The organism is Cytobacillus kochii (genome assembly GCF_044790165.1).
Classification (GTDB): domain Bacteria; phylum Bacillota; class Bacilli; order Bacillales; family Cytobacillaceae; genus Cytobacillus; species Cytobacillus kochii.
In genome coordinates this window covers 2,130,081-2,155,203 of the sequence record NZ_CP085254.1, presented here as the reverse complement: position 1 = coordinate 2,155,203, position 25,123 = coordinate 2,130,081, and the positions used below count along the sequence as shown (strand labels likewise).

General features: G+C 35.9%; 30 protein-coding genes. 14 read left to right on the top strand and 16 right to left on the bottom strand.

The window, feature by feature from the left end; genetic code table 11:
• Positions 1–76: 76 nt before the first annotated feature.
• Both LG276_RS11285 and LG276_RS11280 read right to left on the bottom strand, forming a co-directional pair.
• Complete coding sequence (locus tag LG276_RS11285; RefSeq protein ID WP_224936353.1) at positions 77–310, bottom strand: hypothetical protein; 234 nt, start codon at positions 308–310, stop codon at positions 77–79.
• 12 nt (positions 311–322) lie between these two features.
• Positions 323–622 (bottom strand): DUF2642 domain-containing protein, encoded by a 300-nt coding sequence (locus LG276_RS11280; RefSeq protein WP_224936352.1) that lies wholly within the window; start codon positions 620–622, stop codon positions 323–325.
• 156 nt (positions 623–778) lie between these two features.
• Here LG276_RS11280 and LG276_RS11275 point away from each other — a divergent pair, with 156 nt between their 5' ends.
• From LG276_RS11275 to LG276_RS11265, 3 genes are all read left to right on the top strand, one after another.
• Positions 779–1,873: a glycosyltransferase gene (locus tag LG276_RS11275; RefSeq protein WP_251161541.1), complete on the top strand. Its 1,095-nt coding sequence runs from the start codon at positions 779–781 to the stop codon at positions 1,871–1,873.
• Between the two features lie 43 nt (positions 1,874–1,916).
• On the top strand, positions 1,917–2,372 hold the full coding sequence (locus LG276_RS11270) for a hypothetical protein (protein WP_224936350.1): 456 nt from the start codon (positions 1,917–1,919) through the stop codon (positions 2,370–2,372).
• A gap of 101 nt (positions 2,373–2,473) precedes the next feature.
• Positions 2,474–3,496, top strand: a complete 1,023-nt coding sequence (locus LG276_RS11265; RefSeq protein ID WP_373370914.1) for a M42 family metallopeptidase — start codon at positions 2,474–2,476, stop codon at positions 3,494–3,496.
• A 75-nt stretch (positions 3,497–3,571) separates the two neighbouring features.
• Here the strand turns inward: LG276_RS11265 and LG276_RS11260 are convergent, their stop codons facing one another.
• The gene (locus tag LG276_RS11260; protein ID WP_251161539.1) at positions 3,572–4,291 is read right to left on the bottom strand and encodes a glycosyltransferase; all 720 of its coding nucleotides are present in this window, start codon (positions 4,289–4,291) and stop codon (positions 3,572–3,574) included.
• Positions 4,292–4,399: 108 nt separating this feature from the next.
• On the opposite strand from LG276_RS11260, the gene LG276_RS11255 reads away from it, so the two are divergent.
• Positions 4,400–5,482: a glycosyltransferase family 4 protein gene (locus tag LG276_RS11255; protein ID WP_251161538.1), complete on the top strand. Its 1,083-nt coding sequence runs from the start codon at positions 4,400–4,402 to the stop codon at positions 5,480–5,482.
• A gap of 439 nt (positions 5,483–5,921) precedes the next feature.
• Here LG276_RS11255 and LG276_RS11250 read toward each other — a convergent pair whose 3' ends face one another.
• On the bottom strand, positions 5,922–6,635 hold the full coding sequence (locus tag LG276_RS11250) for a glycosyltransferase (protein WP_251161537.1): 714 nt from the start codon (positions 6,633–6,635) through the stop codon (positions 5,922–5,924).
• 2 nt (positions 6,636–6,637) lie between these two features.
• A complete protein-coding gene (locus tag LG276_RS11245) occupies positions 6,638–7,555 on the bottom strand; it encodes an NAD-dependent epimerase/dehydratase family protein (protein WP_251161536.1) in 918 nt (305 codons plus the stop codon).
• Between the two features lie 167 nt (positions 7,556–7,722).
• Here LG276_RS11245 and LG276_RS11240 point away from each other — a divergent pair, with 167 nt between their 5' ends.
• The 6 genes from LG276_RS11240 (at position 7,723) to LG276_RS11215 (ending at position 11,685) form a co-directional block, all read left to right on the top strand.
• Positions 7,723–8,163 carry a hypothetical protein gene (locus LG276_RS11240; RefSeq protein WP_251161535.1) on the top strand — a complete coding sequence of 147 codons (441 nt, stop codon included), beginning with the start codon at positions 7,723–7,725 and terminating at the stop codon, positions 8,161–8,163.
• Positions 8,164–8,334: 171 nt separating this feature from the next.
• A complete protein-coding gene (locus LG276_RS11235) occupies positions 8,335–9,525 on the top strand; it encodes a glycosyltransferase family 4 protein (protein ID WP_251161534.1) in 1,191 nt (396 codons plus the stop codon).
• A gap of 12 nt (positions 9,526–9,537) precedes the next feature.
• Positions 9,538–10,455: an NAD-dependent epimerase/dehydratase family protein gene (locus LG276_RS11230; RefSeq protein WP_251161533.1), complete on the top strand. Its 918-nt coding sequence runs from the start codon at positions 9,538–9,540 to the stop codon at positions 10,453–10,455.
• 79 nt (positions 10,456–10,534) lie between these two features.
• A complete protein-coding gene (locus LG276_RS11225; RefSeq protein WP_251161532.1) occupies positions 10,535–10,684 on the top strand; it encodes a hypothetical protein in 150 nt (49 codons plus the stop codon).
• A complete protein-coding gene (locus tag LG276_RS11220; protein WP_251161531.1) occupies positions 10,677–10,937 on the top strand; it encodes a hypothetical protein in 261 nt (86 codons plus the stop codon). The genes LG276_RS11225 and LG276_RS11220 overlap by 8 nt, the downstream gene beginning before the upstream one ends.
• A gap of 55 nt (positions 10,938–10,992) precedes the next feature.
• The gene (locus tag LG276_RS11215) at positions 10,993–11,685 is read left to right on the top strand and encodes a glycosyltransferase (protein WP_251161530.1); all 693 of its coding nucleotides are present in this window, start codon (positions 10,993–10,995) and stop codon (positions 11,683–11,685) included.
• A gap of 155 nt (positions 11,686–11,840) precedes the next feature.
• Here the strand turns inward: LG276_RS11215 and LG276_RS11210 are convergent, their stop codons facing one another.
• From LG276_RS11210 to LG276_RS11185, 6 genes are all read right to left on the bottom strand, one after another.
• Entirely contained in the window at positions 11,841–12,653 is an 813-nt protein-coding gene (locus LG276_RS11210) for a dTDP-4-dehydrorhamnose reductase family protein (protein ID WP_404294298.1), read from the bottom strand.
• 31 nt (positions 12,654–12,684) lie between these two features.
• Positions 12,685–13,671 (bottom strand): polysaccharide biosynthesis protein, encoded by a 987-nt coding sequence (locus LG276_RS11205; RefSeq protein WP_224936338.1) that lies wholly within the window; start codon positions 13,669–13,671, stop codon positions 12,685–12,687.
• Positions 13,664–14,755 carry a non-hydrolyzing UDP-N-acetylglucosamine 2-epimerase gene (gene wecB, locus LG276_RS11200; protein ID WP_251161529.1) on the bottom strand — a complete coding sequence of 364 codons (1,092 nt, stop codon included), beginning with the start codon at positions 14,753–14,755 and terminating at the stop codon, positions 13,664–13,666. Before wecB ends, LG276_RS11205 begins: the two co-directional genes overlap by 8 nt.
• A gap of 228 nt (positions 14,756–14,983) precedes the next feature.
• Complete coding sequence (locus LG276_RS11195) at positions 14,984–15,241, bottom strand: hypothetical protein (RefSeq protein WP_404294416.1); 258 nt, start codon at positions 15,239–15,241, stop codon at positions 14,984–14,986.
• 59 nt (positions 15,242–15,300) lie between these two features.
• On the bottom strand, positions 15,301–16,098 hold the full coding sequence (locus tag LG276_RS11190; RefSeq protein WP_251161528.1) for a PHP domain-containing protein: 798 nt from the start codon (positions 16,096–16,098) through the stop codon (positions 15,301–15,303).
• 23 nt (positions 16,099–16,121) lie between these two features.
• The gene (locus LG276_RS11185; protein ID WP_224936645.1) at positions 16,122–16,667 is read right to left on the bottom strand and encodes a M15 family metallopeptidase; all 546 of its coding nucleotides are present in this window, start codon (positions 16,665–16,667) and stop codon (positions 16,122–16,124) included.
• A 139-nt stretch (positions 16,668–16,806) separates the two neighbouring features.
• Here LG276_RS11185 and LG276_RS11180 point away from each other — a divergent pair, with 139 nt between their 5' ends.
• Positions 16,807–16,983: a CsbD family protein gene (locus LG276_RS11180; protein WP_224936334.1), complete on the top strand. Its 177-nt coding sequence runs from the start codon at positions 16,807–16,809 to the stop codon at positions 16,981–16,983.
• Between the two features lie 40 nt (positions 16,984–17,023).
• On the opposite strand, the gene LG276_RS11175 is transcribed toward LG276_RS11180, so the two are convergent.
• From LG276_RS11175 to LG276_RS11160, 4 genes are read right to left on the bottom strand one after another with little or no spacing between them, the layout of a single operon-like run.
• A complete protein-coding gene (locus tag LG276_RS11175) occupies positions 17,024–17,590 on the bottom strand; it encodes a GNAT family N-acetyltransferase (protein ID WP_251161527.1) in 567 nt (188 codons plus the stop codon).
• Between the two features lie 52 nt (positions 17,591–17,642).
• Entirely contained in the window at positions 17,643–19,250 is a 1,608-nt protein-coding gene (locus LG276_RS11170; RefSeq protein ID WP_289433626.1) for a YndJ family protein, read from the bottom strand.
• Positions 19,243–19,833 (bottom strand): DUF4166 domain-containing protein, encoded by a 591-nt coding sequence (locus LG276_RS11165; protein WP_224936331.1) that lies wholly within the window; start codon positions 19,831–19,833, stop codon positions 19,243–19,245. The genes LG276_RS11170 and LG276_RS11165 overlap by 8 nt, the downstream gene beginning before the upstream one ends.
• Positions 19,830–20,741, bottom strand: coding sequence for a DoxX-like family protein (locus tag LG276_RS11160; protein WP_251161525.1), 912 nt, complete (start codon positions 20,739–20,741; stop codon positions 19,830–19,832). The genes LG276_RS11165 and LG276_RS11160 overlap by 4 nt, the downstream gene beginning before the upstream one ends.
• 264 nt (positions 20,742–21,005) lie before the next feature.
• On the opposite strand from LG276_RS11160, the gene LG276_RS11155 reads away from it, so the two are divergent.
• From LG276_RS11155 to LG276_RS11145, 3 genes are read left to right on the top strand one after another with little or no spacing between them, the layout of a single operon-like run.
• On the top strand, positions 21,006–22,043 hold the full coding sequence (locus LG276_RS11155) for an ABC transporter substrate-binding protein (protein ID WP_224936329.1): 1,038 nt from the start codon (positions 21,006–21,008) through the stop codon (positions 22,041–22,043).
• An 18-nt stretch (positions 22,044–22,061) separates the two neighbouring features.
• Positions 22,062–22,862, top strand: coding sequence for an ABC transporter ATP-binding protein (locus tag LG276_RS11150; protein ID WP_224936328.1), 801 nt, complete (start codon positions 22,062–22,064; stop codon positions 22,860–22,862).
• Between the two features lie 14 nt (positions 22,863–22,876).
• Positions 22,877–23,689: an ABC transporter permease gene (locus LG276_RS11145; RefSeq protein ID WP_251161524.1), complete on the top strand. Its 813-nt coding sequence runs from the start codon at positions 22,877–22,879 to the stop codon at positions 23,687–23,689.
• A gap of 181 nt (positions 23,690–23,870) precedes the next feature.
• On the opposite strand, the gene LG276_RS11140 is transcribed toward LG276_RS11145, so the two are convergent.
• Complete coding sequence (locus LG276_RS11140) at positions 23,871–24,893, bottom strand: zinc-binding dehydrogenase (RefSeq protein ID WP_251161523.1); 1,023 nt, start codon at positions 24,891–24,893, stop codon at positions 23,871–23,873.
• Between the last annotated feature and the right edge of the window lie 230 nt (positions 24,894–25,123).

The window sequence follows — 25,123 nt, the reverse complement described above, 5'->3', positions numbered from 1 at the left end:
TTGATATCGTCCTGCTACATAAATAAAAATGAGAAAGCCTTCAAAGGTAAAGACCTTCGAAGGCTTTAAGTCATCATTAAACTACTGGTAACTCTACATAACTCACATTACATAACGGAATAATAATCTCGTCCGTTTCATTTGAATAATAACCAGATACGACACGTGCTAACACAAGTGAACCTTCATCTACGCGTAAAAGGACGCCTGTTTGAGAAGAAAAGTTACTTACTACAGTGATTGTACGTCCGATGTAACCTTCTAGCTCTTCTGCAATAGTTGGTGCTAATCCAGAAAACCCTCTAGACAATATAAACCCTCCTTATCCTAAATTAATAACTGATTGAATATTTCTAAATGGAACAAAGAAAGTTGAAGTACCATCAGTAACAACAACATAGTCTTTTCTCACTGCTGCTAATACACCTTCTACTGGACCACCTGTTGTTTCAATTTCTACAAAAGTGCCGACTAAGCGTTTTAATTCATTTCTTAGTCCTTCAAAATTACAGAAGTCATCACCACAGTCATTGTTATGAGATGGTTTTTCACAACCCTCTAACCATTCTTTTTCCTTACCACCTTGGTAACGATGTTTCTTCTTAGAGTCAGTACATAACATATTGTAATACCCTCCCTTCACTCCTTAATCACTAACTATCTTATGTCGTTTTCCTCAAACTGAATGGACGAGTTTCCCAGTACAAACGCCTTTTTTCTAACAATTCCTTAAACAATCCACATATAATGTAAAAAAAACATGATTGGAAGTGTTAAGATGAAATCCATATTAATGGTAGCTGATCACTTAGGAGCAAACGGAACAGTAACTTATATATTGACAATTAGTAAAGCATTAAAAGCCATGGGTTATACGATTATTGTCATCGGGAGACCCGGCGTATTAGGAGACAATTTTAAGCAAGAGAACATTCCTGTCTATGAGGTTAATATCCCGACCACCTTTGACAAAAAATCTAATGAATTACAAGCAAAAATAGAAGAAATCATTCATAACCATCAAATTGATCTCATTCATTGTCATCAAGTATATTCAGGTATTTTATTCCTTCATATGGCACAAAAACATAACATCCCCTATGTCTACACCCTTCATGGCCTCTATAACCGAAAAGAAGAGTTATTAAAAATACTTCCAAAATGTAACCAAATCATTACTGTTAGCCAATTCGTTCAAGAGCAATTGGTTCATCAATATAATCTGTCATCTACCTTCATTCCCAATGGCATTGATGGAAATGATTATTTTTATCAATCTGATCTAACTGTAAGAAAAAACCTTCATATCCCAGAAACAGGATTTGTTGTCTTTTATGCCAGCCGGCTCGAATTTGATAAAGCAGATATTTGCATGCGTCTGTTAAAAGCCATTGCAGAATTGAGACAACCAAACCTATATGCACTTGTTGCTGGGGAAGGTTTTAGAACGAAACAAATTCATAATATGATTAAAGCGATGAATCGGAAAAGAGCAACACCGTACGTTCATTTATTAGGCTCACAACAAGATTTACGCCCCTTTTACTATTCCGTTAATGCGGTTGTAGGAACCGGAAGAACAGCAATGGAAGCGATATGCTGCGAAGTTCCTGTTATAGCAGCAGGAGCAAAAGGTTATAGTGGAATTGTGACAAAAGAAAACTGGGAAAAAATGAAATATGGTCATTTTGCTGATCATCAGGCAGATCAACCTATTCATCAACGGAATATCAAAAATGACATCCTCCAATTAATGACTCATGAAAAAAAACTTGTAGAAATGAAAGAAATTCGTCAAGCATTATTAAAAGATTTTAACATTGCGAAAATCACAAAAGATTTAACTAATTTGTACGTGAACATCCTCAATTAATGTTAAAATATGCTAAAAGAAAAAAAGGAGGTGCAAGCTCTCTATGTCTAGAAAGAAAATCATATTTATTTCTTTCATAAGTTTAACAACGGTTTTCACCGCTATACTTATTTATTTTGCGGTGCTAGAGGGAGTCACCTATCAAGCAGCTTCAAAACTGGCTGACACGCTGCAAGAAGAAGACATGCAAAAATTATTAAACGACCCTACAATCCTGTCATATATCAATGAAAAAGACGAGATTGCAACAATGAACTTAAGTAAAACGGACTTACCGATCAAAACGAGATCAGAAGCCATGACTAAAGTAACACAAACCTTCAGCAATCAAGACATCAAGGATCTTTCTACAAAACTAAAACATGGGTTAACGGAGAAAGATAAGGAAAAATTAATGGACACCGTTAATAAGCATTTTAGTGATGAAGAAATTCTTTCACTAAAAATACTTGCCATACAAGAGCTTAAAAAAAGAGAATATCAATCACAAAAACAATAAAATGCCTGGCATGTTCAGACACACTAAAAAGGCGTATAATAATAGACAATTAAACATATAGGAGGCTCACAAATTTGACTCACTTTCAAACGAAAGAAACACTGCAATTATTAAAAGATTTAGTTTCCATCCCTAGTCCATCAGGGAATACATATGAAGTAATTTCATTCGTTGAGGAATATTTGCATGAACTTGGCGTACAAACAAGAAAAAATCGCAAAGGTGCTCTAATCGCAACAATTACTGGCAAAGACAATTCCCAACATAGGATGTTAACTGCACATGTGGATACATTAGGAGCCATTGTAAAGGAAATTAAGCCGAGTGGCAGATTAAAAATTGATCTAATCGGTGGGTTTCGTTATAACTCTATTGAAGGCGAGTACTGTCAAATAGAAACGTCAGGTGGAAAAAAATATACTGGTACGATTCTCATGCATCAGACCTCTGTTCACGTATATAAAGATGCTGGGACAGCGGAAAGAAATATAAATAATATGGAAGTACGTTTAGATGAAGAAATACACTCCATTGAAGACGTTAAAAAACTAGGAATTGCCGTAGGAGATTTTGTTTCATTTGATCCACGAGTGGAAATAACCAACGCTGGATTTATCAAATCTAGACATTTAGATGATAAAGCAAGTGTAGCTATTTTACTGCAGTTAATGAAAGATATCACTACTGCTCGTATTGAATTACCTTATACAACTCATTTCCTCATTTCAAATAATGAAGAAATTGGTTATGGAGGCAATTCAAATATCACTGACGAAACAGTAGAATATTTAGCTGTGGATATGGGAGCGATCGGTGATGGACAGGCAACTGATGAATATACGGTTTCTATCTGTGCGAAGGATTCTAGTGGGCCTTATCATTATCAATTACGTAAACATTTAGTCGCTCTCGCAGAAGAACATCAAATCGGTTATAAAGTGGATATTTATCCATACTACGGTTCCGATGCATCTGCCGCTATTAGAGCCGGATTTGATATTATTCACGGATTAATCGGACCAGGAATCGATTCTTCTCACGCTTTTGAGCGCACGCATGAAAAGAGTATTCGCCAAACTTACGACTTACTTTATTATTATTTACTGTCAGAACTAGTTGGTTAAAGGATCAATCCTAAGTGTAATTGATATAACCCTACCTGCCAAAACATATTGTTTGACGGCAGGTATATTTTCTTCCTAATGCCCACCCCTTCTTAGCTCTGAGATTTTTTTTAATACATGATTTCGATACTGCCTCTTTATGAAGAGAACTTCTTGCTTTATTTCTCTTTGATGATGCACTGTCCCCATTTCTTCATGCACACGATAATTCACTAACTTTTCAGTAAGATAGTGAAATTCCTCACTTAGGCCAACCCGCAACCACATCTCATAATCATGTGTATATCGATAACTAACATCAAATGGACCAACTTCGCGTAATAAATCCATACGCAGCATAACTGTACAACCGTGAATAAAACATATATTTATTAAAGCTCCTAAAAAGTGGCTTCTCAATGAATAGGTTTGATTAAAATAAGCATCTATTTGTGAATCACTCTTCCCAATTGTCTCACAGCCGGTATAACAAGCTCTTACGCCATATGTTTCCATATACTTTACTTGTTTTTCTATTTTTGTTGGCTTATAGCTATCATCGGCACTAAGCCAACAAAAATATTTACCTGTTGCAATTTGAATGCCAGCATTGAGAGCTGTAGCTGTGCCTCCATTTTCCTTCCTTACATAAGTAACCTGTTTTTTATATGGTTCAAGTTTATCAAGATGTAATGTGGACCCATCATCGATGACAATAATTTCGATATTTCCATATGTCTGTGCAAGCAGACTTTCAATTGCCTCATCAATATACCGGCAATTATAAAAAGGGATGACTACTGAAACTTTATCCATAAATTAAATGCACTCCGTTCTTTCTTTCTAGACGTATTGTCCAAACCACATGTGAGACTTAAGCATATTTATAATATTAGAGGATAAATGTGATAGGAGGAGTACATCTTGAAAGTATTATTTATATTCTATGTACCAAGTGGAGGAGTCGAAACCTTAAATCGACAAAGAAGTATTGCTTTAAAGGAGGTAGGAATCACTTGTCATTTTCTATATTATGAAAACCGTAGAAATTATATAAATGAACACTATAATCCTGTATTTATTAAAAGTGATGAAGAAGAAATTATTACCCTTATAAAGAAACATCAATATGACGCCATTGTCATTACTTCCGATTTTAAAATGGTGCCTGCTATCAAAAAAAGTGGGTACAATGGTAAAATCTTTGTTGAAATCCAAGGTTATGGGTCTATACAACAAACAAGATATGGTTTTTCTATCGGTAAAACATTAGCAGAGAAAGATATTGATGGTTTTCTTAATCCAAGAACTCCCCATATTTCCACATTATTAAGTGAGATGTTCCCAAATGTTCCTAAGTATGAATTTAATAATTGCTTTGACTGCAGTCACTTTAACTATAAAGCGACTGGCAAAAGTTTTGTTCAACCAATTATTGGTTGGGTTGGTCGGATCGAGGATAATAAAAACTGGCAGGAATTTTTGAACATTTGTTTTCTACTAAAAAGGAAACTACGTAATCAGCTACAAGTCTACCTTTTTGAAGATCCAACATTATCTTTCCCTAAAGATAGAGAAAATTTTTTAAAGACGATGAAAAAGTACCATTTAGAAAAAAACATCAATTTATTACCGAACATTCCTAATGAGAAAATGGCTGACTACTTTTCCATGATTAGTGATTCTGGTGGATTTCTTTGTTCGACCTCCAAAATAGAAGGTGCCCCCTTAACAGCATTAGAAGCGATGAGCTGTAGATGCCCGATACTCACAACTGACTCTAGCGGTATAAGAACAGCTGTCACTCATAATGTTACCGGTAAATACTATGAAATTGGCAACCCAAAAGAAGCTGTTAAAGAAGGTGTAGAACTGATTCAAAACCAGACGCTCAGACAGACGATTATTAATAACGCAGTATCCCATGTAAAAAAGAACTTTGCCCCCTCGCTATATGCTCAGAATTTCAAGAAAATAATGACAAGTACATTACCAGTAAGTAACTAAAATATATTTTATGAATGGAAAACAACTAAAAATCTAATACCAAACCTGATACTAAGCTGTAGTTTTCTAAGTGAACGTAATGTCATCTTATAAGGAATACGTTGCAACTACTCATCTAAATATTTTATTTATTCAGTAGCCTCTTTAAGGAATTGAAACAAAGTGGATTGTAATAATCATACATTAGGAAATGGATTGAGCAGTACATTACACTGCTCAATTCTGTTTTTACTCTATTAGTATAACTCAGTATCTTAACTTCCATTGATGTATTCGCCTTTGGGTTTACCTAATCGGCAATCATTTTTTTTAAGGATCTCTATCAGTTTTACAATTAGAACGCACAAAGTATTATGCAAAAAAAGAAACACTCCATATTCAGAGTGTTCATTTGGCATGTATTCATCCAGATCACTATTTTATAAAAACTAGTATTATTTCATATCCACTTTTTTAATAGTTTCCTTAATTTTCTACGATAAATGGCTTCGAGTTTACGTATTTCCATTTTCATTGCCGGCTGATTTTTAGCTGATGTTGAATTACTATGAGAGCGATATTTTGTTAGACTTTCATTTATAAATGCTATTGAAGTTTTGGCAAGGACTACTCTTAACCACATATCATAGTCTTGAGTGAATTTATATAGAGTATTGAAATAGCCCACTTCATTAAATACATCTTTCTTTATCATGACTGTGCATCCATTTACAGGGTTGTAGTATAAAAATGTTTCATAAATATGATTGGTAGATAGAAAATTAATCGTTAAGTTTTTCATCACAACTTCATTATTTTCGTTGATGATATCATAGTTTGTAAAACTCATATCCACTAGACGATCTTCCATAAAATCTACTTGTTTTTCAATCTTTTCATGTTCAAATAAATCATCGGCACTTAACCAGGCAATATATTTACCTTTAGCAGCTTTAATTCCCGTATTTAATGCAGCTGCTGTTCCTTTATTTCTTTGATAAATATAGGTTAGTTTATCTTTATACGCTTGCACTAAGTGTACGTATTCAGTTGAACCATCATCGACAACAATTAATTCTATATTTTGATACGTTTGTTGTAATACACTTTCAATTGCTTGATCGACATATTGGCAATTATAAAAAGGAATAACGACCGAAACTAGTGGCTCCATATTTACACGTCCTTCTTTATCTTATTCCTAAAGTGAGTTAACACATCATTTAAAGATTCTTTTAACGTGTAGTCTCTCACCCAACCTAATTCTCTTAATTTTTGTGCACTCATTGATGATACATAAGATGGTCGTAACTCTTCCACTTCTTCAATATGAATATTTTCATTTGTAAGAGATTTGTAAATAGCCATCACTTCAAGGAGTGTGTAAGATGTTTCAGAACAAATCTCGTACACTTCTCCAACTTTTCCTTTTCTTAACAACAATTCGTAAGCTTTTATTGCATCTCTTACATCGAGAAAATCTCTTTTAGCATTGACAGCAATCTCTATCGCTTCTTCCTTATTATAAGAATGCTTTGTTTCTATTTCTGCAATTCGTTGACCTAAAATGGCACAAATCCCCGTCGAATTTCCTGGCCCAATTAAATTCGTGGGTTTAGCTAAGATGACTTGGCTTTCAAAGAGCTGAATCCAGGACTTTGCCAGTATGACTTGTATCGTTTTGCTAAGACTATAAGGGTTTTTCAGTGTGTCTATTTGATTGGATTCAAACTCTAAGGCAGAACCCGGTATAAGAATGCGACAGTGTTTCACATGCTTTCTAGCTTCGTCTATTAATTTGGCTGTTGCCATCGTATTAACACTTAATACATCTACTGGATGTTCCCATGAATCAGAAACACTACATCTTCCAGCTAAATGTAAAATATAATCAGGCTTACTGACATTTACTGCTTCTTCAATTTGTTCAAGCGATAATAAATCACAATTGATTACCTTATAAGGTAATGATAATATTGGCTGATTCCTCATTAATGCATATACTTGATAACCTTGATTATGAAAGAAATCACATGCATGCCGTCCCGTAAACCCACCAGCACCAGTAATAAGGATCTTTTTCCCTTTACCCATATTGCCCCTCTCACTCTCCAATTCGAACAACTTACTAAATAGCATATGAAGAGTTTGTCTATTTGTTTCGGGCTCAAATCGTAAAAAAAATGGTGAAACTTGTCCAAGCACCTCTCACTCCATTCACATAATGTATTACTAACTGACAAGCAAAGGAGGTGAACATATTGGGAACATTTTTAGATTCACAAAGTTCACAAAACTCAACAGCAAATGGTCAGATTGGTATACCTGTGACAGCTACACCTGCATTATTCGGTACATTAGGGTTGAATTTAGCAGGAGCTGGTGCTAATCCACGTGTAACATTTTCTATCAGTGCCGCCTTCACTTCATTAGCTTCAGTGTTAACACCAATTGTCGTAAACGTATATCGTGTGGTGAACGGTACCCCAACACTTATTTATTCAGCCACACAAACATTAGCAGTTGCAGGTCTTGGAGTAGCTTCAACTACTGTCTTATCTTTCAATGGTGCCGATTACAACCCCATTGCTACAACGACTTTTCCAATTTATCGCGCAACAATCAATGTAGGAGGCGGAGTTGTATTATTTCCAACACGAACAGGACCAGAAACATTTTATGCAGCAGCCTATTCTGATTAATTTCTGAATGACGCAAAACACGGACAATATATGTTTTTATCATATTTTGTCCGCGTTTTAATTTGAACAAAGCCTTTCTATTTAAGATATTTAGCTGGTATACCCGTCTATAACCGATTATAGCGCACTGCATATACATAGTATGTGGACAATCAAAAAGGAGAGGAACATATGAGGATTTTATTTGCAACCTTTTGGCAAATTCCGCATGTTGGGGGCGTATGGAAATATATGAACCAACTAAAGAATAGGTATGAACTACTTGGTCATACAGTAGATATCATTGGTTTTACTCAAGGTCATAAAGCACTTGCGGTCATTAATCGTAATATTTTTATCCCTACGCCCGCTGGACAACCACCTATGGCTGAGAGTAATGATCCCATTATTGGCTCTTATTCTTCCTTATTAGACATATATATAAATTGTTTCAAACAAATTGACCTTAGCGAATATAATGTCATACATGCCCAGGATATTTTCTCTTCTATAGCGGTCAATCGATTAAAACATCCTCAAACGGCAACAGTTACTACCATGCATGGATGTGTAGCTCAAGAAATTATTGATGCCCATTATCATGGTCAAATAGAAAATCGCTCCATAGAAGGTGTTCAATATTTCTGTCAACTCGAAAAACAAGGAGCTGAAGCTAGCGACTGTACCATTGTGGCGAACAGATGGATGTATGAAAAATTGATCTCCCAATTCGATGTATCGAGTCAGCAATTAAACATTTTACACTACGGCTATGATATTGAAGCTTTTACCGCTAGCGCGAAGGAAACGACCAATATGAAAAAACCACGCAATAAAAAAGTAATCATTTTCACAGGTAGGTTCACACCGTTCAAAGGGGTTAGGTTTCTCATTGAAGCACTTTCAATGCTTAAGAAAACAAGACATGATTGGGTATGTTGGCTTGTAGGGAGCGGTCCTGAAGAAAACGAATTGAAAAAACTTGTTAAAGAAGCACGACTAGAGAAAGATATTGTCTTTCTAGGGCAACGAGATGATATCCCTGCCTTATTACAACAGTCAGATATGCTTATTTTACCAACGTTAATTGAGAACCAACCTTTATCTGTTATTGAAGCACAACTTTCTGGGAAAGCCATTATCGCTTGTCAAGTCGGTGGTGTCCCCGAGATGATTCAACATGGTATGACAGGCATGCTAGTACCTCCAAAAAACGCCTACCCCCTTTATGAAACGATTGCTTATCTCTTACAAGAGCCAGCATTCTTAAATAATCTCGGGATGCGTGCCAAACATTTCGCAGATGATTACTGGCGTTTAGGCCCAGCCATTGATCGTGTTATTGCCGTTTACCAAAAAGCCTTGAAGACAAAGCAAATTTAGGGAGGAACAATCATGAATATTGTTATTAGTGGAGGAGCAGGATTTATTGGTTCACATTTAGTGGACTATTTTATAAAAGAAGGGGCAAAAGTATATGTGATTGATAACTTTTCATCTAGTACACAAAAATATCTCCACCCTGAGTCAATCGTTCTTGATTGTGATATAAGAAGTGACAAAATAAAGCAGCATTTTTCTACCATAAAACCTGATCTTGTTTTCCATCTTGCTGCTCAAGCAGATGTAACAAAATCAATCAAATATCCAACTACAGATGCAGATATTAATATCGTAGGTACAATCAATCTACTAGAAGCTAGTGTACAAGCAAAAGTAAAGCAATTTATATTCTCATCTACCTCCGCTGTATACGGAGAATCATCGGAGGATATTATTCACGAAACAGATCCCACTCAACCAATCTCCTACTACGGTATGTCAAAATATGCAGCAGAAAATTATATCCGCCTTTACCACCATTTATATCAATTACCCTATACGATATTACGCTATGGCAATGTGTATGGTCCTAGACAAACACCCAAAGGAGAAGGTGGTGTTATTGCTGTTTTCCTTCAAAAGATTTTATCCGGGGAATCACTTAATATCCACGGGAATGGTGAACAAACACGAGATTTTATATTTGTCGACGATATCGTTCTTGCAAATGTGTCTGCTAGTAAACAAATCACAAATGATACCTATCACGTGAGCACAGGTTTAAAAACTTCAGTTAATCAAATCATTGAAAAACTTTCGCATATTCATTCTAAGCCGATAAAGAAACAATATGTTACAAGTCGCCAAGGAGATATAAAAGATAGCTGCCTTTCCCGAGAAAAAATCAAACAGAAACTCAATTGGGTACCACACCATTCTATCGACGAGGGCTTACTACAAACCTATCAATTTATGAAAAACAAAAGCTAACTTAATGTAAAGAAGCTTTTTTATGAAGATTCTAGCTACGTATTGGGCGATTCCTCACTTAGGGGGAGTGTGGAATTAGATGAATCAGTTAAGAAAAGGGCTCGAGGCAGAAGGTCATGAGGTAGATTTAATGGGGTTTAATACACAAAACCGTCATGTCATTATTATTAATAAAGATATTAATATTCCGATTACACCGCCTCATACAGAACTTCCGCCTGATGAATAAATTATTAAATATACCGCTTATCAAAGCAAGGAATACGAGAAGGCAGCTGCTCAAATGGATTTGGAAGCATATCATACATGAACAAGACGTTATTGCAGCCCGTGCAATTGATCACTTAAAACTCAAACACCCGGCTCTCATTACAACTATACATGGATCCCTGACAAAAGAAATAAAAGAACAGTTTTTCCAAGATCCTTTATCAAAACTGGAGAATTTATCGTATTTTAAGAATTTAGAATACACCGGTTAAAGGGCAGGTTATACCACTATTGTAGCTAATGAATGGATGAAACGTATTTTATGTAATGATATTCACATCAAAGAGTCATCAACTAACTATCCTTCAATATGGGTTTGATATTGATGATTTCTTATTACGAGCTGCAAAACCTGCAAACCATATTAGAAAAAGAAAAAAAAGACAACAACTATTAATATATACAGGTAGACTCATTAAAGCAAAAGGTGTACAGTATTTGATCACAGCATTGTCATATGTGAAAGAACAAAATAATAACTGGGGTTGTTGGATCATTGGTGATGGCGAAGTAAAACAGCATCTACAAAAACGAACGAATGATTATCACTTAAGAAATCAAATTCTCTTTTTAGGAGAAAGAAATGATGTCCCCTCTCTATTACAACAAGCTGATCTATTCATTTTACCAACACTCTCAGAAAACCAGCCCTTATCAATTATCGAAGCACAACTATCAGGATTAGCTATTATCGCCAGTGATGTAGGAGGCATACCTGAAATGATTGAAGATGGCGTAACAGGATTTCTAACACCGATAGGAGATTCAAAAAAACTAGCTGAAAAAATCGCATTCTTACTACATGAAGAAAAGGTCAGAAAAAGTATTGGTATAAGCGCATTTGAGTTTGCTACTCATCACTGGTCGTTAGCAAATGCCATTAAACAAGTACTATGCCTCTATCATCAGGCGATACAGAAAAAACTTCAAAAAAACGATCAATCCGGTTTGTTTCGCTAAAAATCTAAATGCGAATAATCGTATAAGTTTTAAATAATGAGATGGCAAACATACAAACGAACCCTCCGCAGAATTTAAGGATGAACTGCACCTCCAATTGTTAGGTCATGTGTCTAACCATTAGAGGTGCAGTTTTTCCTTATAGCTGATGACAATTATTCTCTTTCCTTCATTCTTTCCATCTCTTCTTTAAGCTCAATGAGCATTTCTTTATATGATGGTAGTGGATAAGAAAAATCTTTCCTTACCGTTTGCACTGTTCGATCTAACTTTACTACATCATCAGAGATAATCGATACATCTTCTTTGTGAAATACTTCTTTTATTAAAGATAAGAGCTCATATTTAGAAACAGCTTGATGCATACCCAGATGATACAGTCCCTGTATATCCTCCTTGATCATTTGATGAATCGCTTTCGCTAATTCGAAAGTCGTTACGCCATTCCAATACACATTACTGAAACCTTTTATGGTACCTGTTTGTTCCATAAACCATAAGAATAAGCCGATACCATCCTTCTTTAACTCCGGACCTATAATTGATGTTCTTACAGTTAAATGGGGAGGTGAAGATACTTCACCTAATTGCTTCGATTGCGCATAAATAGATGTACCATCTGTTATGTCTTCTTCAGTATAGCCACCCTTATCGCCTAAAAACACACAGTCAGTACTAATATGGATGAGACGACCGCCCCTTTTTTCCATAATACTTGCCAACGCTTGTGGCAGCAGACTATTCACTTGAAAGGCAAGCTTTGTATTAGCACTTGCATGCTCGTTTAAGATACCAACACAATTTATAACGATATCCGGTTGTACCTTATCTATAACCTCTTCGACATCAGTTGTACGGGTCACATCTAAATATAGTTGATGATCACTTTCTGAATGTTCTCTTGAAGTTGTGTAGACGTCAAAGGTGGAATAAGCATGAAAATAGGAGGCAAGCATGTGACCTGCCATGCCCTTCCCTCCCAAAATTAATAATTTCATTTTAAATAAACCCGCCCTTCTTCAACATCTTTCTCAGCTCCTCTTTATCCATTAACGATTGACCAGAATTATATTCTTCTAGATTAATTGGTTGATAATCTTTATAATAAGCCTTCAAACCATCGATATGGATAGAGGGTAGGATAACATAGTATTCATCATCATAAGTGACGGTCATTGTACTTTCATAATCTGATAGTAAAAGTTCATGGATTTTTTCTCCTGGTCTTACTCCAAGAATTTCTGTTCCAATATTCGGTTTTCCTGATGCTTCAATTAATAAGTCAGCGAGGTCAGTAATTTTACATGCTGGCATTTTCATTACAAATGTTTCGCCACCGATACTTTCAAAAGTTGCTTTAAATACCAATTTGATCGCTTCCTCTACTGTTAAGAAAAATCTTGTCATTCTTGGATCGGTGATGCCTACCTTTCCCTTTTCTTGTATTTGTCTCTTAAACACATGAATGACACTTCCATTTGTACCAAGTACGTTTCCTCCTCTTATACAAACAAACTTTGTGGCCGAGTTTAAAGTATTGGCATGGATAATCAATTTCTCCCCCATCGCTTTAGATAAACCGTAGAAGTTCGACGGGTTAGAAGCTTTATCTGTGGATATATATACAACTCTTTCCACTTTATTAATAATCGCTGCATCTATGACATTTTGTGTTCCAATCACATTGGATTTTAATGCCTCAATCGGCTGGTCTTCACATACAGGAACATGCTTAAGTGCCGCAAGGTGAAAAACATAATGTACTCCTTGTGTTGCTTCAATCATGGCATCCTTTTCTTTTATATCTCCAATTAAAAAGTGTAATGAAGGATGATGATCGAATGCTTCCTTCATTGAAAATTGATTTGACTCATTTCTAGATAGTATTCTTATCTCTTTCGGTTGAAAGAAAAGTAATTGTTCGACGAGTTCATAGCCCCAAGACCCTGTACCGCCGGTTACTAAGATGATTTTATCTTTAAACAACTGTCAGTCCCCCTAATAGTAGTTTGATTACTTTATCTGAAACATCCTCTGCTTCGTAGCCTTCAGGCAATTTCCAACTTGTCGGCTGACTCGTCATTATTTTTGCACAGAAAAGTATTCTTTTTGCATCAATACCAGAAATCATATTACTTCCACAGGCTAATGTTTCAGGTCTTTCTGTTGTATGGCGGATCGTAACAGTTGGAATATAGAATAAACAGCACTCCTCTTGGACTGTTCCACTATCCGTTAATACACAGAAAGCATTTTTCTCAAGTTGTACAAAATCAAAAAAACCAAATGGCTGATGGAATTCGACTAATGGATGTAGAACGAAATCGGTAAGGTGATCGATTTTGGATTTTGTGCGGGGATGAATACTGCAAATGACACGTTTATTAAAATGATCAGCTACTTGATTAACACCATTTAAGATCTCAAGCAGCCTTTCTTGATGGTCGACATTTTCAGCTCTATGTGCAGTAAGTAACAAATAATTTCCTTTTTGTAGTGATAATGAGGTTAAGATATTACTTTGATTAATTTGTGGCGAATAGTGTTGGATGACTTCATTAATCGGATTGCCTGAAGTATAAATTCTTTGTGGGGCTATCCCCTCTCTTAATAAATTTTCTTTACTTCCTGGTGTATAAGGAAGATTAACTGTTGAAATCGCATCAATTACACGGCGGTTTTTCTCTTCAGGCACTTCTAAATCATAACAACGATTCCCCGCTTCCATATGGTATACTGGAATACCCATGCGCTCAGCTAAAATAGCACTGAGTCCACTATTGGTGTCTCCTAATACGAGAATTTTATCTGGTGCCTCATCTTGTAATATGCCTTCTAGCTCGCTATACATTTTTGCTAATTGTTTTCCTAGTGATTGTTGTTTTGATGCTAATATATAATCAGGTTGTCTTAAGCCTAGTTCTTTAAAAAAGATATCGCTTAATTCGTTTGTAAAATTCTGACCAGTGTGTACAATAAGATGTTCATCAATTAATTGATCGAGTTTTTTTATGATTAAACTTAAGCGAATAATTTCTGGCCTTGTCCCCAAAATTGTCATGATCTTCATCCCTTCACTCCCTTTCCTTTCTATTACTAGACCATAGCACTTTTTTTATCTAATATTAATTTATGCTTGTATCTCGACTTTGCTATAGGCAAGTCTTTGAAAGATAAAATTGAAACATATACCTAAGGGGGAGAAGCCAGTGGAGTATATATAATGAAAAAAAGCTATGATGAAATGGTATTTACCATATCATCATAGCAAGCAAAAATTTAGTTCTTCATTAGTTCACTACATTACATCATCATCCTTAATGAAACGGATAAAAAAAGGCATGACAAGACAAATAAGGATAAATATGAAGCCACTGAATAGATATACAATGTTTTGCGAAGGATTAAAAAGATAAATAAAAGCGATCATAAATGAGGTAACGAGCGGTAGAAAGAAAGTAACTTTTCTTGACCTTACACTTTGATATTGATTTTCACCGCAATACATACACCTTATTGTCCTTCTAATAGTAAATAGTCTTTTAAATGTTTGCATCCAACTCCATTTGTGATGACAATGTTGACAAATAGGCATGACAAACCTCCATAATTCTATTATCGTTTATAACCAAATTCACCCAAATAGTGGGCATATGTATGAAAATCTGATCCACCTGTTTGCAGAATCTCATATTTTTTTGCCATTCTTTTGTATTTTTTCACATCTTTACTCGTATGCCTGCGATGCCAAACTTCAATACCATCGAGACCTAAACGCAGTAATTCTAACACTAATTGATCATCTTTTATGAGACGGGGATGAGCTAGCACAGCATGTCCACCAGCCTCATGAATAGTGGCAATCGCCTCTTCCACAGACATCGTATCGAGTGGAACATGTGTTGGGCTATCATCACCAATGTATCGCCGAAAAGCATCATTCTTGCACGATGCATAGCCCTTTTCAACTATAGCCATGGCAATATGGGGACGACAAATTAGCTCTCCTACCATCTGTTTTCTAATATCTCTCATATTAATATGCACACCATAAGAGTTTAACAGTTTTACCATCTTGTTGGCACGATCTAACCGATTTTCATAAATAAATGCAAGTTTTTTTTTAAGATGATTAGTTGGGTGAATATTGTATCCTAATATATCAATTCTTCTGTCTTTATATGTTGATGATAGCTCAATCCCTCTAATGAGTTGAATAGGGAGATTGTGGGAGATGCTATATGCCTCTTCCACACCATTAATCGTATCGTGATCTGTAATACTGATAGTCTTTAATCTTTTTTCAACAGCATATTGCATTAACTCAAGAGGTGTTAGTTCACCATCTGAAGCAGTCGTATGCAAATGCAGATCAAAGCCTTCCTCTTTTGTTACAGCAGCAATATCCACCACACTCAATCCCTCCCTTACCGTATTTATTCTTCTTCTGGTGGTCTTTTCCCCCTTTGTAATTCATTAATCGATAAACCGAAGTCATATTGTAGATGCGGGTAATCTTTAAAATGCTGCCAATCCCCACCCCATTCAAAACCTAATTTTTTCGCTTCTGCAACTACTTCATCCCAGTCAGCTTGGCCATTTCCATTCCCATCATATGTCATATCCCATACTACTTCTCCACCTTTTGTGACTAGTGCAAAATCAACAGCTAACCCATAATTATGATACGATTCTCCACCTTTAGCATGTGTGACAATCTTTCCTTCTTCAGTTCGCCCTTTTGCATACAGCTCATCTTGGTCATGTAAACTGCGATAATCATCTGTAATCAATATATTGATTCCTTTGTCTTCTAATGATGTGATTAGCTGTTCTGTCTTAGCTCTTACTTCGGGATGAACCTCAACTGGTAAGGGTACATCTTTATACTTAAATAATGAACCGAATAAATATTGGATAAATAACAATAGAATAATAATTAATATGAGCACAAATACAAACGCCCTAAAAACTTTCACCATCTTCACCTTTTCTTTTCCCCCACACAAAGTTGTCTCTTTTCAATAGTTTATCAGTTTCATAAACGAATAATCGAAGAAAAAGGTTTCAGTTTTTTGATTAAGGGAATAAATGTAACAAACTTCAAAAGGAGTGGTACAAATGAATAAAGAGCAAATGGATGGTCTTAAAGATAAAGTAAAAGGAAAAATGAAAGAAGAATATGGTGATAGTACAAATAATACATCAAAAAAATCTGAAGGTAAGATGGATCAAGTGAAAGGAACAGTTAAAGAAAAGTTCGGCGATGTGAAGGAAGCTTTTAACAAACAAAAGTAAGAAAAAAGGTGATGATTCCTTTCATCACCTTTTTTCTTCTTTACATTCTGCTATTATCGAAAAAATAACTCATTAAGATTAAATCATCATACTCATTATAACTTTTTTTCACTGCCTGCCTTTTAACACCTTCGACTGCAAAACCCGCACTCTCATACAAGTGGATAGCAGCTTTATTTTCAGCCAGCACTTCTAACTCTATTTTTTCTATTTTTGGATGTTGTCTACCCCATAAAAGTAAACTTGAAAGTAACGCTTTTCCTACCCCTTTTCCACGAAAAGAGTGACTCACACTCATCCCGAAAGTTCCTGTATGCGCAATTTTCTTTCGACTGGCTACACTAAAATCTAACCTGCCAATAATCTCCTCTCCAAAAACAGCAATTAACAATAACTTACTTGGACCTTCAAGTATTTGCTGAACTTTTTGCTGTTGCTGTTTGAAGGAAAGCTGATATTCATTGGGCTCAATCAATAAATAAGGAGATTGCTCTATGACATCCTTAGTAAACAGTAGCAACTCATTGGCATCCGAGCTTTCAGCATGTCGTATATAAAATTTCTTCCCATCTAACATACGAAATCCTTTTATTAACATCTTTCCCATTTAAGGCACTCCTTAGCAACCTATCATTTAATCATGCTAATATAGTTCTACTCTAAGTATTTTTTTCCTGCCTATTTTCAATCTCATAGGAGATAAAAAGAAAAGAGATTCCGAATATCCACATATGATGATGCGCCATTAACTTGCCATCTTTTGAAACAAACATCGTAAATTTTTCATTTAATGGCAAACGGAAGAAGTGATTTCTCCATTGAAAATATATCCCTTCATGCGACTGCTCATTTTCTTGAAAACTAGTTAATACTAAGTTCTCTTTATCCATCTTTAGTGAAAGAATACCGGTCATAGCAGAGAAAGGAAGGGGTAGACTTATATTCATATATTTTTTCCCTAAATGTTCATGTGCTGCATATAAAGCAATAAAGCAAACGTCATTGTTTATTTTTCTCACCCACGCTCGGGGATTTGTTCGCCCATCGACTTTAGATGAGACCGATACCAACTCACCGTTCATTTCTATTTTATTGCTATGGAGGGGTAAATGGATTTGTTTAACGAAGCGGCTCACTTGGTAATAACAGAAAGCTAATGGTTTAAACCATTTAGCCCAATGTACAGTTGCATACAAGCGAAACTCGCCCGTATGTTCATAAAAATCTCGGTATGGTTTTGGAATCGAACGGGATGAATAACTTTGTAGTTCTTCAACAAGTCCCTCTACTTTTCTATTGTCTTTCACTTTAGTTAAAACTTCTTCACCAACCATCATGCCACCTCTCACATGACTCAATGGGATATTATGCTTAACAAAACGACTTTGGGGTCGGATAAAAAACCAAGCTAAGCAACCACATAAAGCAAAAAAGACACTATTCGTTATACCATGAAATTGAAGCATAAAAGGAATAGTAATCCCTTCATTTCCACCAAATCGACTTATGATATAGGCAACAGAAAATAAAATGGTTACACCTAAGGAAGCAAATGAAATGACAGCTAAGGATTTGTAAAACAATCTATGAATTCGTGCTCTTAATGCATAATAAATCAGTCCATAGATTCCATATATATAAAGAACGACGGATACTACTTCTAACCAATAAGAAACAGCAATGCCAATTGCAAGAAGAAGCGGTGCAATAAGGACGGCTGTGCTACAGTAATAAAAACCCCTTCGCTTCCCTTTTAGTACGCGTCCTAAAAAACCAGCAAAAACCGGTAGTAAAAAAGAAGCATAATGAAAATGGATACTCGTTAACCAAGTAATCATTGGAGAAAAACCAGTATCAATTCCATTATAATGAGCAAATGTCCATAATCCTCCAATTGCAAAATAAATCAAGCCAACATCAATCAAAAATTCTTCAAAGAGAGTGAAACCTCGATTTAGAAAGCGCCATACCCCATAAAAACATATGAAAACCGTATAGAACAGATAAATTGTAGAGAAAAACCAATTGGTCACACCTGAAGTGAAAACCGTTAGTATAAAAATCGAAAGGACACCAATTGTAATGAATAGCCATCCGTATCTGTCTATCCAATCCCCTTTCTCAACAATAAGCAAGATCATTGTCGGAACATAAATCATTTGTGCTACGGTCAAAAGTAAAAAATAGCCACTATCGATTGATACGAGAAGTGTGATAATAAATAAAATGATGTATAGGATAAGTAATGTTTTTTTCTGTCTATTCATCAATAAAAGTCCCTTCATATGTGAACAATGTACCTATAAGCCGATTCATTACTTTTACTTTAATTCGAAACCGGCCAATCTTCTCATCAAATTGTTCATACACCTCTGCTTTTACTTGAAAGAAAGAGGGAATCTCTACCTCGTGTTTACCAATAAGCAACTTTTGCCGACCCGACACAATCTTTAGACCACCACAAGGTTGTACTTGAAAACAAAGTGATGAGTATAAAGGGGACGGATATCCTAAAAAATCATCCACTTCTCTCGTCTGTTCATTCCACCTCATGTTTGCATCAAAAAAACGTACTTTCCCACCAATGAAAAACTTCCGCTCCCAATACACTTCGTTTTTTTCTACATTCAACGTATTTTTCACTTCAAACGGAATATTTTTACCATGTTCAGGGAACATTAAGCGTCTTTTTGTCGCTAAATATAAAAAAGGGCGTAGCCACCATTTATTTTCAATCATGTCCATTTTCCCTTTTCCTATAAAAGTTGCCTCATTGAAACGGTATCTTTGCTGCATTCTCTTATGTAATTTTTCAAAATGTTCACCTAATACTTGCTCATACATAGTCATTTGCGCTTTTTCACTCTCCTACAATTTTTAGCAGACGGTAGATGAGCCGAACTTAACCACCCAATCAGGGCAAGTATAATTAAACTAGTGTTAAACGTAAAAGGATTAAAGGGGGCAGTCATTAAAGATGGAATTCCGACAATTGCCGCTATGCCTAAAGCAAATAAAAGCAAGAGGGCTATTATAAACAGCTTACCTTTTCGCTGAATGAATAAAAAACTTAAGCCAAAGGCAATCTCACCTACACCAGCTATTATGGTCAATATTTTCGCATGCGCATATGAGACTGGCAATACATCAGTAATCATTTGCACCTCTAAAGGATGTTGTGTAATCAATTTAGGAACTAAACCGTGATAGATCCATATAAAAGCAAATAGAAAAGTAACTATCCAGTGAATGATAAAATTTCGATATTGCGTCTGAGGACTTTCCCCTTTTTCTAACCATCTTCGCAATACATCGAAACTAAGCGCCGTTGACCATCCTAATAAAGGTCGGAAAAAATAGTTATCTAGCAACATACCTAACCTACCTAATGGGACATCATAGTCATATTGGGTAATAAATAATGTCTTATTTTCTCCTTTAGTTTCATATTTCCAGTATCCTCTACCTTCCCTTATTGGCGAAAGCGAATAATCGGTACCGAAATGAAGCGATGAAGTCTTTTTTCCATCCCTATCTACGCTACCTCTTGTTTTCCCCCACCCTATTATTTCTAAAAATGGTGGGATATTCCGCTTATATGTAAAAGTTTGTACATCATCATCCAATATTTCTTCATAGTGAATGTTTGAGAACCTGATATCCCATTCCACATGCTTAGTAGGTTCTTGTGTGTATGTCCAAACGTCATCTAGCTCACGATTGATATCAACCTCCACATAAATCGGTTTAGGCTTCATCAACCCACCTCCCTTATTTACCATTATAACTGATAATAAACGGTTGAATCATCAAATGTTGGAGAATAATCCATTCATACATAGCGTTCTTTAATTAGATTAAAAGACGAAATTCTCCTTTGACTATCTTTATACTCTAGAATCGGTAAAAGGTATATTGAACTCATCAAAATAAATAAAATATTCAAATAATATTGACATTAATCAAATCTTTTTTGTATATTTAAAACTATGTATTATATATAAAACAAAGGAGGATTTAACATGAAAAGCAATTTATTCACTTTATTACTGTCAACATTGCTCTTTCTGACAGCTTGTGGGAATGCTTCTTCTACTTCAGAGGATGGGAAGACCGCACTTACTTTTGCAGAACCAGCACGAATTCTTTCCTTCGCTCCTCTCTATGTAGCAATTGAAAAAGGATATTTTGAAGACGAAGGGATCGAGGCAAATATTGCTTCAGGTGGTGGTGGTTCCCAAGTAACAGCGACTATTCTTTCAGGAGATACACAATTTGCGCTAGCAGCACCACGTGCCATGTTATCTGCCATTGAAGCAGGAGAAGACCTTGTAGCCATCCAAGGATTAAATTCTGCTCTCACATATGAAGTAGCGCTGTCTGAAACCTTTATGAAAGAAAAAGGCATAACAAAGGAATCCACTGTTGAGGAGAAAGTAAAAGCATTAGCTGGTGCAAAAATTGGCTCTAATCAAGTGGGAGATTCCGGCGATGTTTATTTACGTTATTTAATGGAAAAGTATGGACAAGATCAATCGACCCTTGAAACAGTAAAAATGGAAGGAACAGGATCAAAAGTCGGTGGAATGCAAGAAGGTATTATTGATGGTGGAATTGCGTCACCTCCATTCTCTGCACTGGTTGAAGCAGAAGATGGTGGTTCACTTGCACTCGAACTAAGTGAAGAAGAAATGTACGCGGAACTAGCTTGGGAGATTGTTTTTGCGAAAAGAGACTATATCGAAGACAACCCTGAACTTACTACAAAAGTTGTAAGAGCATTAGGAAAAGCGATTGAATTTACTCGGGACAATCCAGATGAAGCTGCTGGATTAATTACAGGGTATTTTGAAGGAGTTGATCAAGCAATATTAGAAAAATCGCTCACTTCATTAAAACCAACCTATGTCGGGTATGGTGAAATGACTCAAGCTGCATGGGATCACGCACAAGACCCTTTAGTTGAATTAAGTGAAATTTCTGGTGTAAGCCAAACTCATGATACGGCTGAAGAAAAACTTTGGACAAATCGTTACTTAAAAGAGGCTTTCCCAAAATAATAGGAAAGGAAGGGTACGATGAAAGATACACAATCATTACCTAAACTGCAAAGTCAATTCCTCGATGTCACTTATATGAACCATAAAACCGGTCAAGAGGTAACTGCTTTAAAAAATATTAACCTCTCCATTCAAGAAGGAGAATTTATTTGTATTGTCGGTCCATCAGGTTGTGGAAAAACAACTTTCTTAAATACGGTGATCGGTTTTATTGAACCGAGTAATGGGTCCATTCTTTTAGATAATAAGAAAATAGTCGGACCTGGGAAAGATCGCTCTATGGTCTTTCAATCTCCGAGTCTCCTTCCATGGAGAAATGTAATGGACAACGTCTTATATGGGGTAGAATTACAAAAGAGACTGAGTCCTGATACAAGAGAGCTAGCGAAAACATATATCGAAATGGTTGGCCTCAAAGGATTTGAAAGTCATTATCCGCATGAACTATCTGGTGGTATGCAACAACGAGTAAACCTTGCAAGAGCCTTAACAGTAGAACCCTCCTTACTCCTTTTAGATGAGCCATTTTCCGCTCTTGATGCACAAACAAGAGAATTTATGCAACAGGAACTTGTGAGAATATGGAGTGAAACGAAAAAAACAAGTATTTTTATCACCCATCAAATCGACGAAGCTGTTTTTTTAGCTGATCGCGTTTTTGTGTTTGGTGCAAGACCTGGCCATTTAGTAGAAGATATTTCGATTGATTTAGTAAGACCAAGAGAATTGAAGATAAAAAGAGAACCACATTTTCTACAATATGTTGACCGTATTTGGCAGTTAATAGAAAATGAGTCAGCAAAACAAGGATTCGCCTAAGGAGGAGACATTGAGTGAGTAAAACCGAAATGACATCCACCATTCCAGTGAAAAATAAATCGCTAAAAATAAAAACAAAAAAAAGCACCGTCTGGATTAGTGTAACTTCCGTTATTCTATTTTTAATTTCTTGGGAATTGATTTCTTATTATAAGCTTATTAACCCCCTATTTATAAGCTCACCTATTAAAATTGTTGAAGCGGCCACGACACTTTTTGCAGATCCTAGGTATTGGCAGCATCTAGGTGTTAGTGCATATGAATTTTCATTTGGGTTTATACTGGCGATGGCGATAGGGATTCCGATTGGCATATTTGCCGGGTGGAATCGTATTTTCAACAGTATTATTAGTCCATTTGTATCCGCTCTATACGTTACGCCAAAAGTTGCATTATTACCCATAATCATCATTGCTTTTGGGATTGGTGTGGCATCTAAAATCGTCGTCGTATTTTTAATGGCATTTTTTCCTATTGTCATGAGTGCACAAAAGGCCATGTCCACTCTAGATCAAAACTTAATTAAAGCAGCTCGTAGTTTTACCGCATCTGAATTCCAAATATTCAAAACAATTGCTCTCCCCTCCACGGTTCCTTTTCTTCTAAACGGTATTCGCTTAGGGCTAGGACAGGGATTAATCGCAATTGTCGTTGGAGAAATGTATGCATCTACAGCTGGGATTGGTTATCATCTCACACATGCAGGCCAAAATTTAAAAACTGCGGAAATGTTTGTTGGTGTCGTTGTAATCGCTGTTTCTGGTGTCATTCTCACCGGCATTATCGGTTTAATTGAAAAAAGATTTAGCTCATGGAAACCTGAATAATTATCATTAAGCAGCATAAAAAGGTTGAACTTATAGTAATGATAAGATCAACCTTTTGCTATTTATTTTATATGTTTTTCATTTTTGCATGTCAGTTGGGATTTGATATCTTTGATGAGTGGATGATAATTTCATAGCTGGCCTGGCAACGATAAATAATGGTTTATACCATTTTTCCATCTTAGTCATGCGGTATTTTTAAAACCATTTTCCCAAATACCTTTCCTTTATCCATTTTCTCATGGACATTTTCAATATCTTGTAGATCATATACTCCATCAATTACTGGCTTTAACTTATGAGCCTCGTAGAAATCAATCACTGATTTAAATTCAGAAGCACTACCCATTGTTGTCCCTAGAATATGTAATTGCTTAAAAAAGATTCTTGGCATCACAACTTGCTCTACCGGTCCTAATGTCGCACCAAAGGAGACGATTTTACTACCAGGTTTAGCCAAGTAGATGAGATCATTAAAGGTAGATCCACCAATACTATCAATACTTAAATCGGCACCACCTGACAGTGCTTTTAATTCCTTCACCCAATCCTCATTGTGATAGTTTACTCCATCAGTAGCCCCTAGTTCCTTAGCATAAGCAATTTTCTCATCACTGCTTGAGGTAACAAAGACCGTCGCTCCTTTTGCAACAGCAATTTGTAATGCAAAAGTCGCAACACCTCCCCCAATACCCGGAATAATAACGGTATCAGATGGTTTGACCTCTCCTTTTGTGACAACGGCTCGGTATGCTGTAAGTGCGCCTAAAGGAATGGCAGCTGCTTCTTCTAATGTTAAATGGGAAGGTTTTTGTAGCACATTCTCAGCAGGTACTGTCACATACTGTGCATAAGTCCCGTTTGAGGGAACACCAAGTACTGTATGTTTAGCTTGAGGATAGTCAATGTTATCTCCCCAATCAAGCCCTGGATTGATGACAACTTCACTACCTACAGCGATACCTGAAACCCCCTCACCTAATGCTGCAATGACACCTGCCCCATCAGAACCTAAAACAGAAGGTACCGCAATCCCAGGATAAGCACCATATCGGATAAATACATCCCGACGATTAACAGCAGCATAATGTAATCTCACAAGCACTTCACCTTTTTTGGGCTGTGGTGTCTCTACTTCTTCATAATATAATGGAGCAATCATATCTCCTTTTTTCATTTTGTCTTTTAATACAACCGCTTTCATTTTTTCTACCCCTTTCCAAACCTCTCCTGTATGTATAGCAATTATTTTACTTAATTAAACATAATACAAGTATAACAAACCCATCGATTAATTCAAAAATTCTGATTTATTAGAACATCTATAGATTGACTTTATATGCTTGAAACGACAAATGCGAACATATCCAATGAAGATTATCCTCTGATATGTTCGCAGAAAATCACATACATAAACAAACATAATAGCTAAAA

Bases quoted from the DNA above. Each gene is read 5' to 3' on its own strand.
- LG276_RS11185 (WP_224936645.1), bottom strand. From the start codon at position 16,667: ATGGTGAAAGTTTTTAGGGCGTTTGTATTTGTGCTCATATTAATTATT.
- LG276_RS11270 (WP_224936350.1), top strand. From the start codon at position 1,917: ATGTCTAGAAAGAAAATCATATTTATTTCTTTCATAAGTTTAACAACG.
- LG276_RS11245 (WP_251161536.1), bottom strand. From the start codon at position 7,555: ATGGGTAAAGGGAAAAAGATCCTTATTACTGGTGCTGGTGGGTTTACG.
- wecB (WP_251161529.1), bottom strand. From the start codon at position 14,755: ATGAAGATCATGACAATTTTGGGGACAAGGCCAGAAATTATTCGCTTA.
- LG276_RS11160 (WP_251161525.1), bottom strand. From the start codon at position 20,741: ATGAAGCCTAAACCGATTTATGTGGAGGTTGATATCAATCGTGAGCTA.
- LG276_RS11180 (WP_224936334.1), top strand. From the start codon at position 16,807: ATGAATAAAGAGCAAATGGATGGTCTTAAAGATAAAGTAAAAGGAAAA.
- LG276_RS11195 (WP_404294416.1), bottom strand. From the start codon at position 15,241: ATGCAAACATTTAAAAGACTATTTACTATTAGAAGGACAATAAGGTGT.
- LG276_RS11280 (WP_224936352.1), bottom strand. From the start codon at position 622: ATGTTATGTACTGACTCTAAGAAGAAACATCGTTACCAAGGTGGTAAG.
- LG276_RS11230 (WP_251161533.1), top strand. From the start codon at position 9,538: ATGAATATTGTTATTAGTGGAGGAGCAGGATTTATTGGTTCACATTTA.
- LG276_RS11220 (WP_251161531.1), top strand. From the start codon at position 10,677: ATGAATAAATTATTAAATATACCGCTTATCAAAGCAAGGAATACGAGA.
- LG276_RS11155 (WP_224936329.1), top strand. From the start codon at position 21,006: ATGAAAAGCAATTTATTCACTTTATTACTGTCAACATTGCTCTTTCTG.
- LG276_RS11175 (WP_251161527.1), bottom strand. From the start codon at position 17,590: ATGGGAAAGATGTTAATAAAAGGATTTCGTATGTTAGATGGGAAGAAA.
- LG276_RS11150 (WP_224936328.1), top strand. From the start codon at position 22,062: ATGAAAGATACACAATCATTACCTAAACTGCAAAGTCAATTCCTCGAT.
- LG276_RS11170 (WP_289433626.1), bottom strand. From the start codon at position 19,250: ATGAATAGACAGAAAAAAACATTACTTATCCTATACATCATTTTATTT.
- LG276_RS11210 (WP_404294298.1), bottom strand. From the start codon at position 12,653: ATGGCAGGTCACATGCTTGCCTCCTATTTTCATGCTTATTCCACCTTT.
- LG276_RS11140 (WP_251161523.1), bottom strand. From the start codon at position 24,893: ATGAAAGCGGTTGTATTAAAAGACAAAATGAAAAAAGGAGATATGATT.
- LG276_RS11225 (WP_251161532.1), top strand. From the start codon at position 10,535: ATGAATCAGTTAAGAAAAGGGCTCGAGGCAGAAGGTCATGAGGTAGAT.
- LG276_RS11275 (WP_251161541.1), top strand. From the start codon at position 779: ATGAAATCCATATTAATGGTAGCTGATCACTTAGGAGCAAACGGAACA.
- LG276_RS11250 (WP_251161537.1), bottom strand. From the start codon at position 6,635: ATGGAGCCACTAGTTTCGGTCGTTATTCCTTTTTATAATTGCCAATAT.
- LG276_RS11215 (WP_251161530.1), top strand. From the start codon at position 10,993: ATGATATTCACATCAAAGAGTCATCAACTAACTATCCTTCAATATGGG.
- LG276_RS11165 (WP_224936331.1), bottom strand. From the start codon at position 19,833: ATGACTATGTATGAGCAAGTATTAGGTGAACATTTTGAAAAATTACAT.
- LG276_RS11235 (WP_251161534.1), top strand. From the start codon at position 8,335: ATGAGGATTTTATTTGCAACCTTTTGGCAAATTCCGCATGTTGGGGGC.
- LG276_RS11260 (WP_251161539.1), bottom strand. From the start codon at position 4,291: ATGGATAAAGTTTCAGTAGTCATCCCTTTTTATAATTGCCGGTATATT.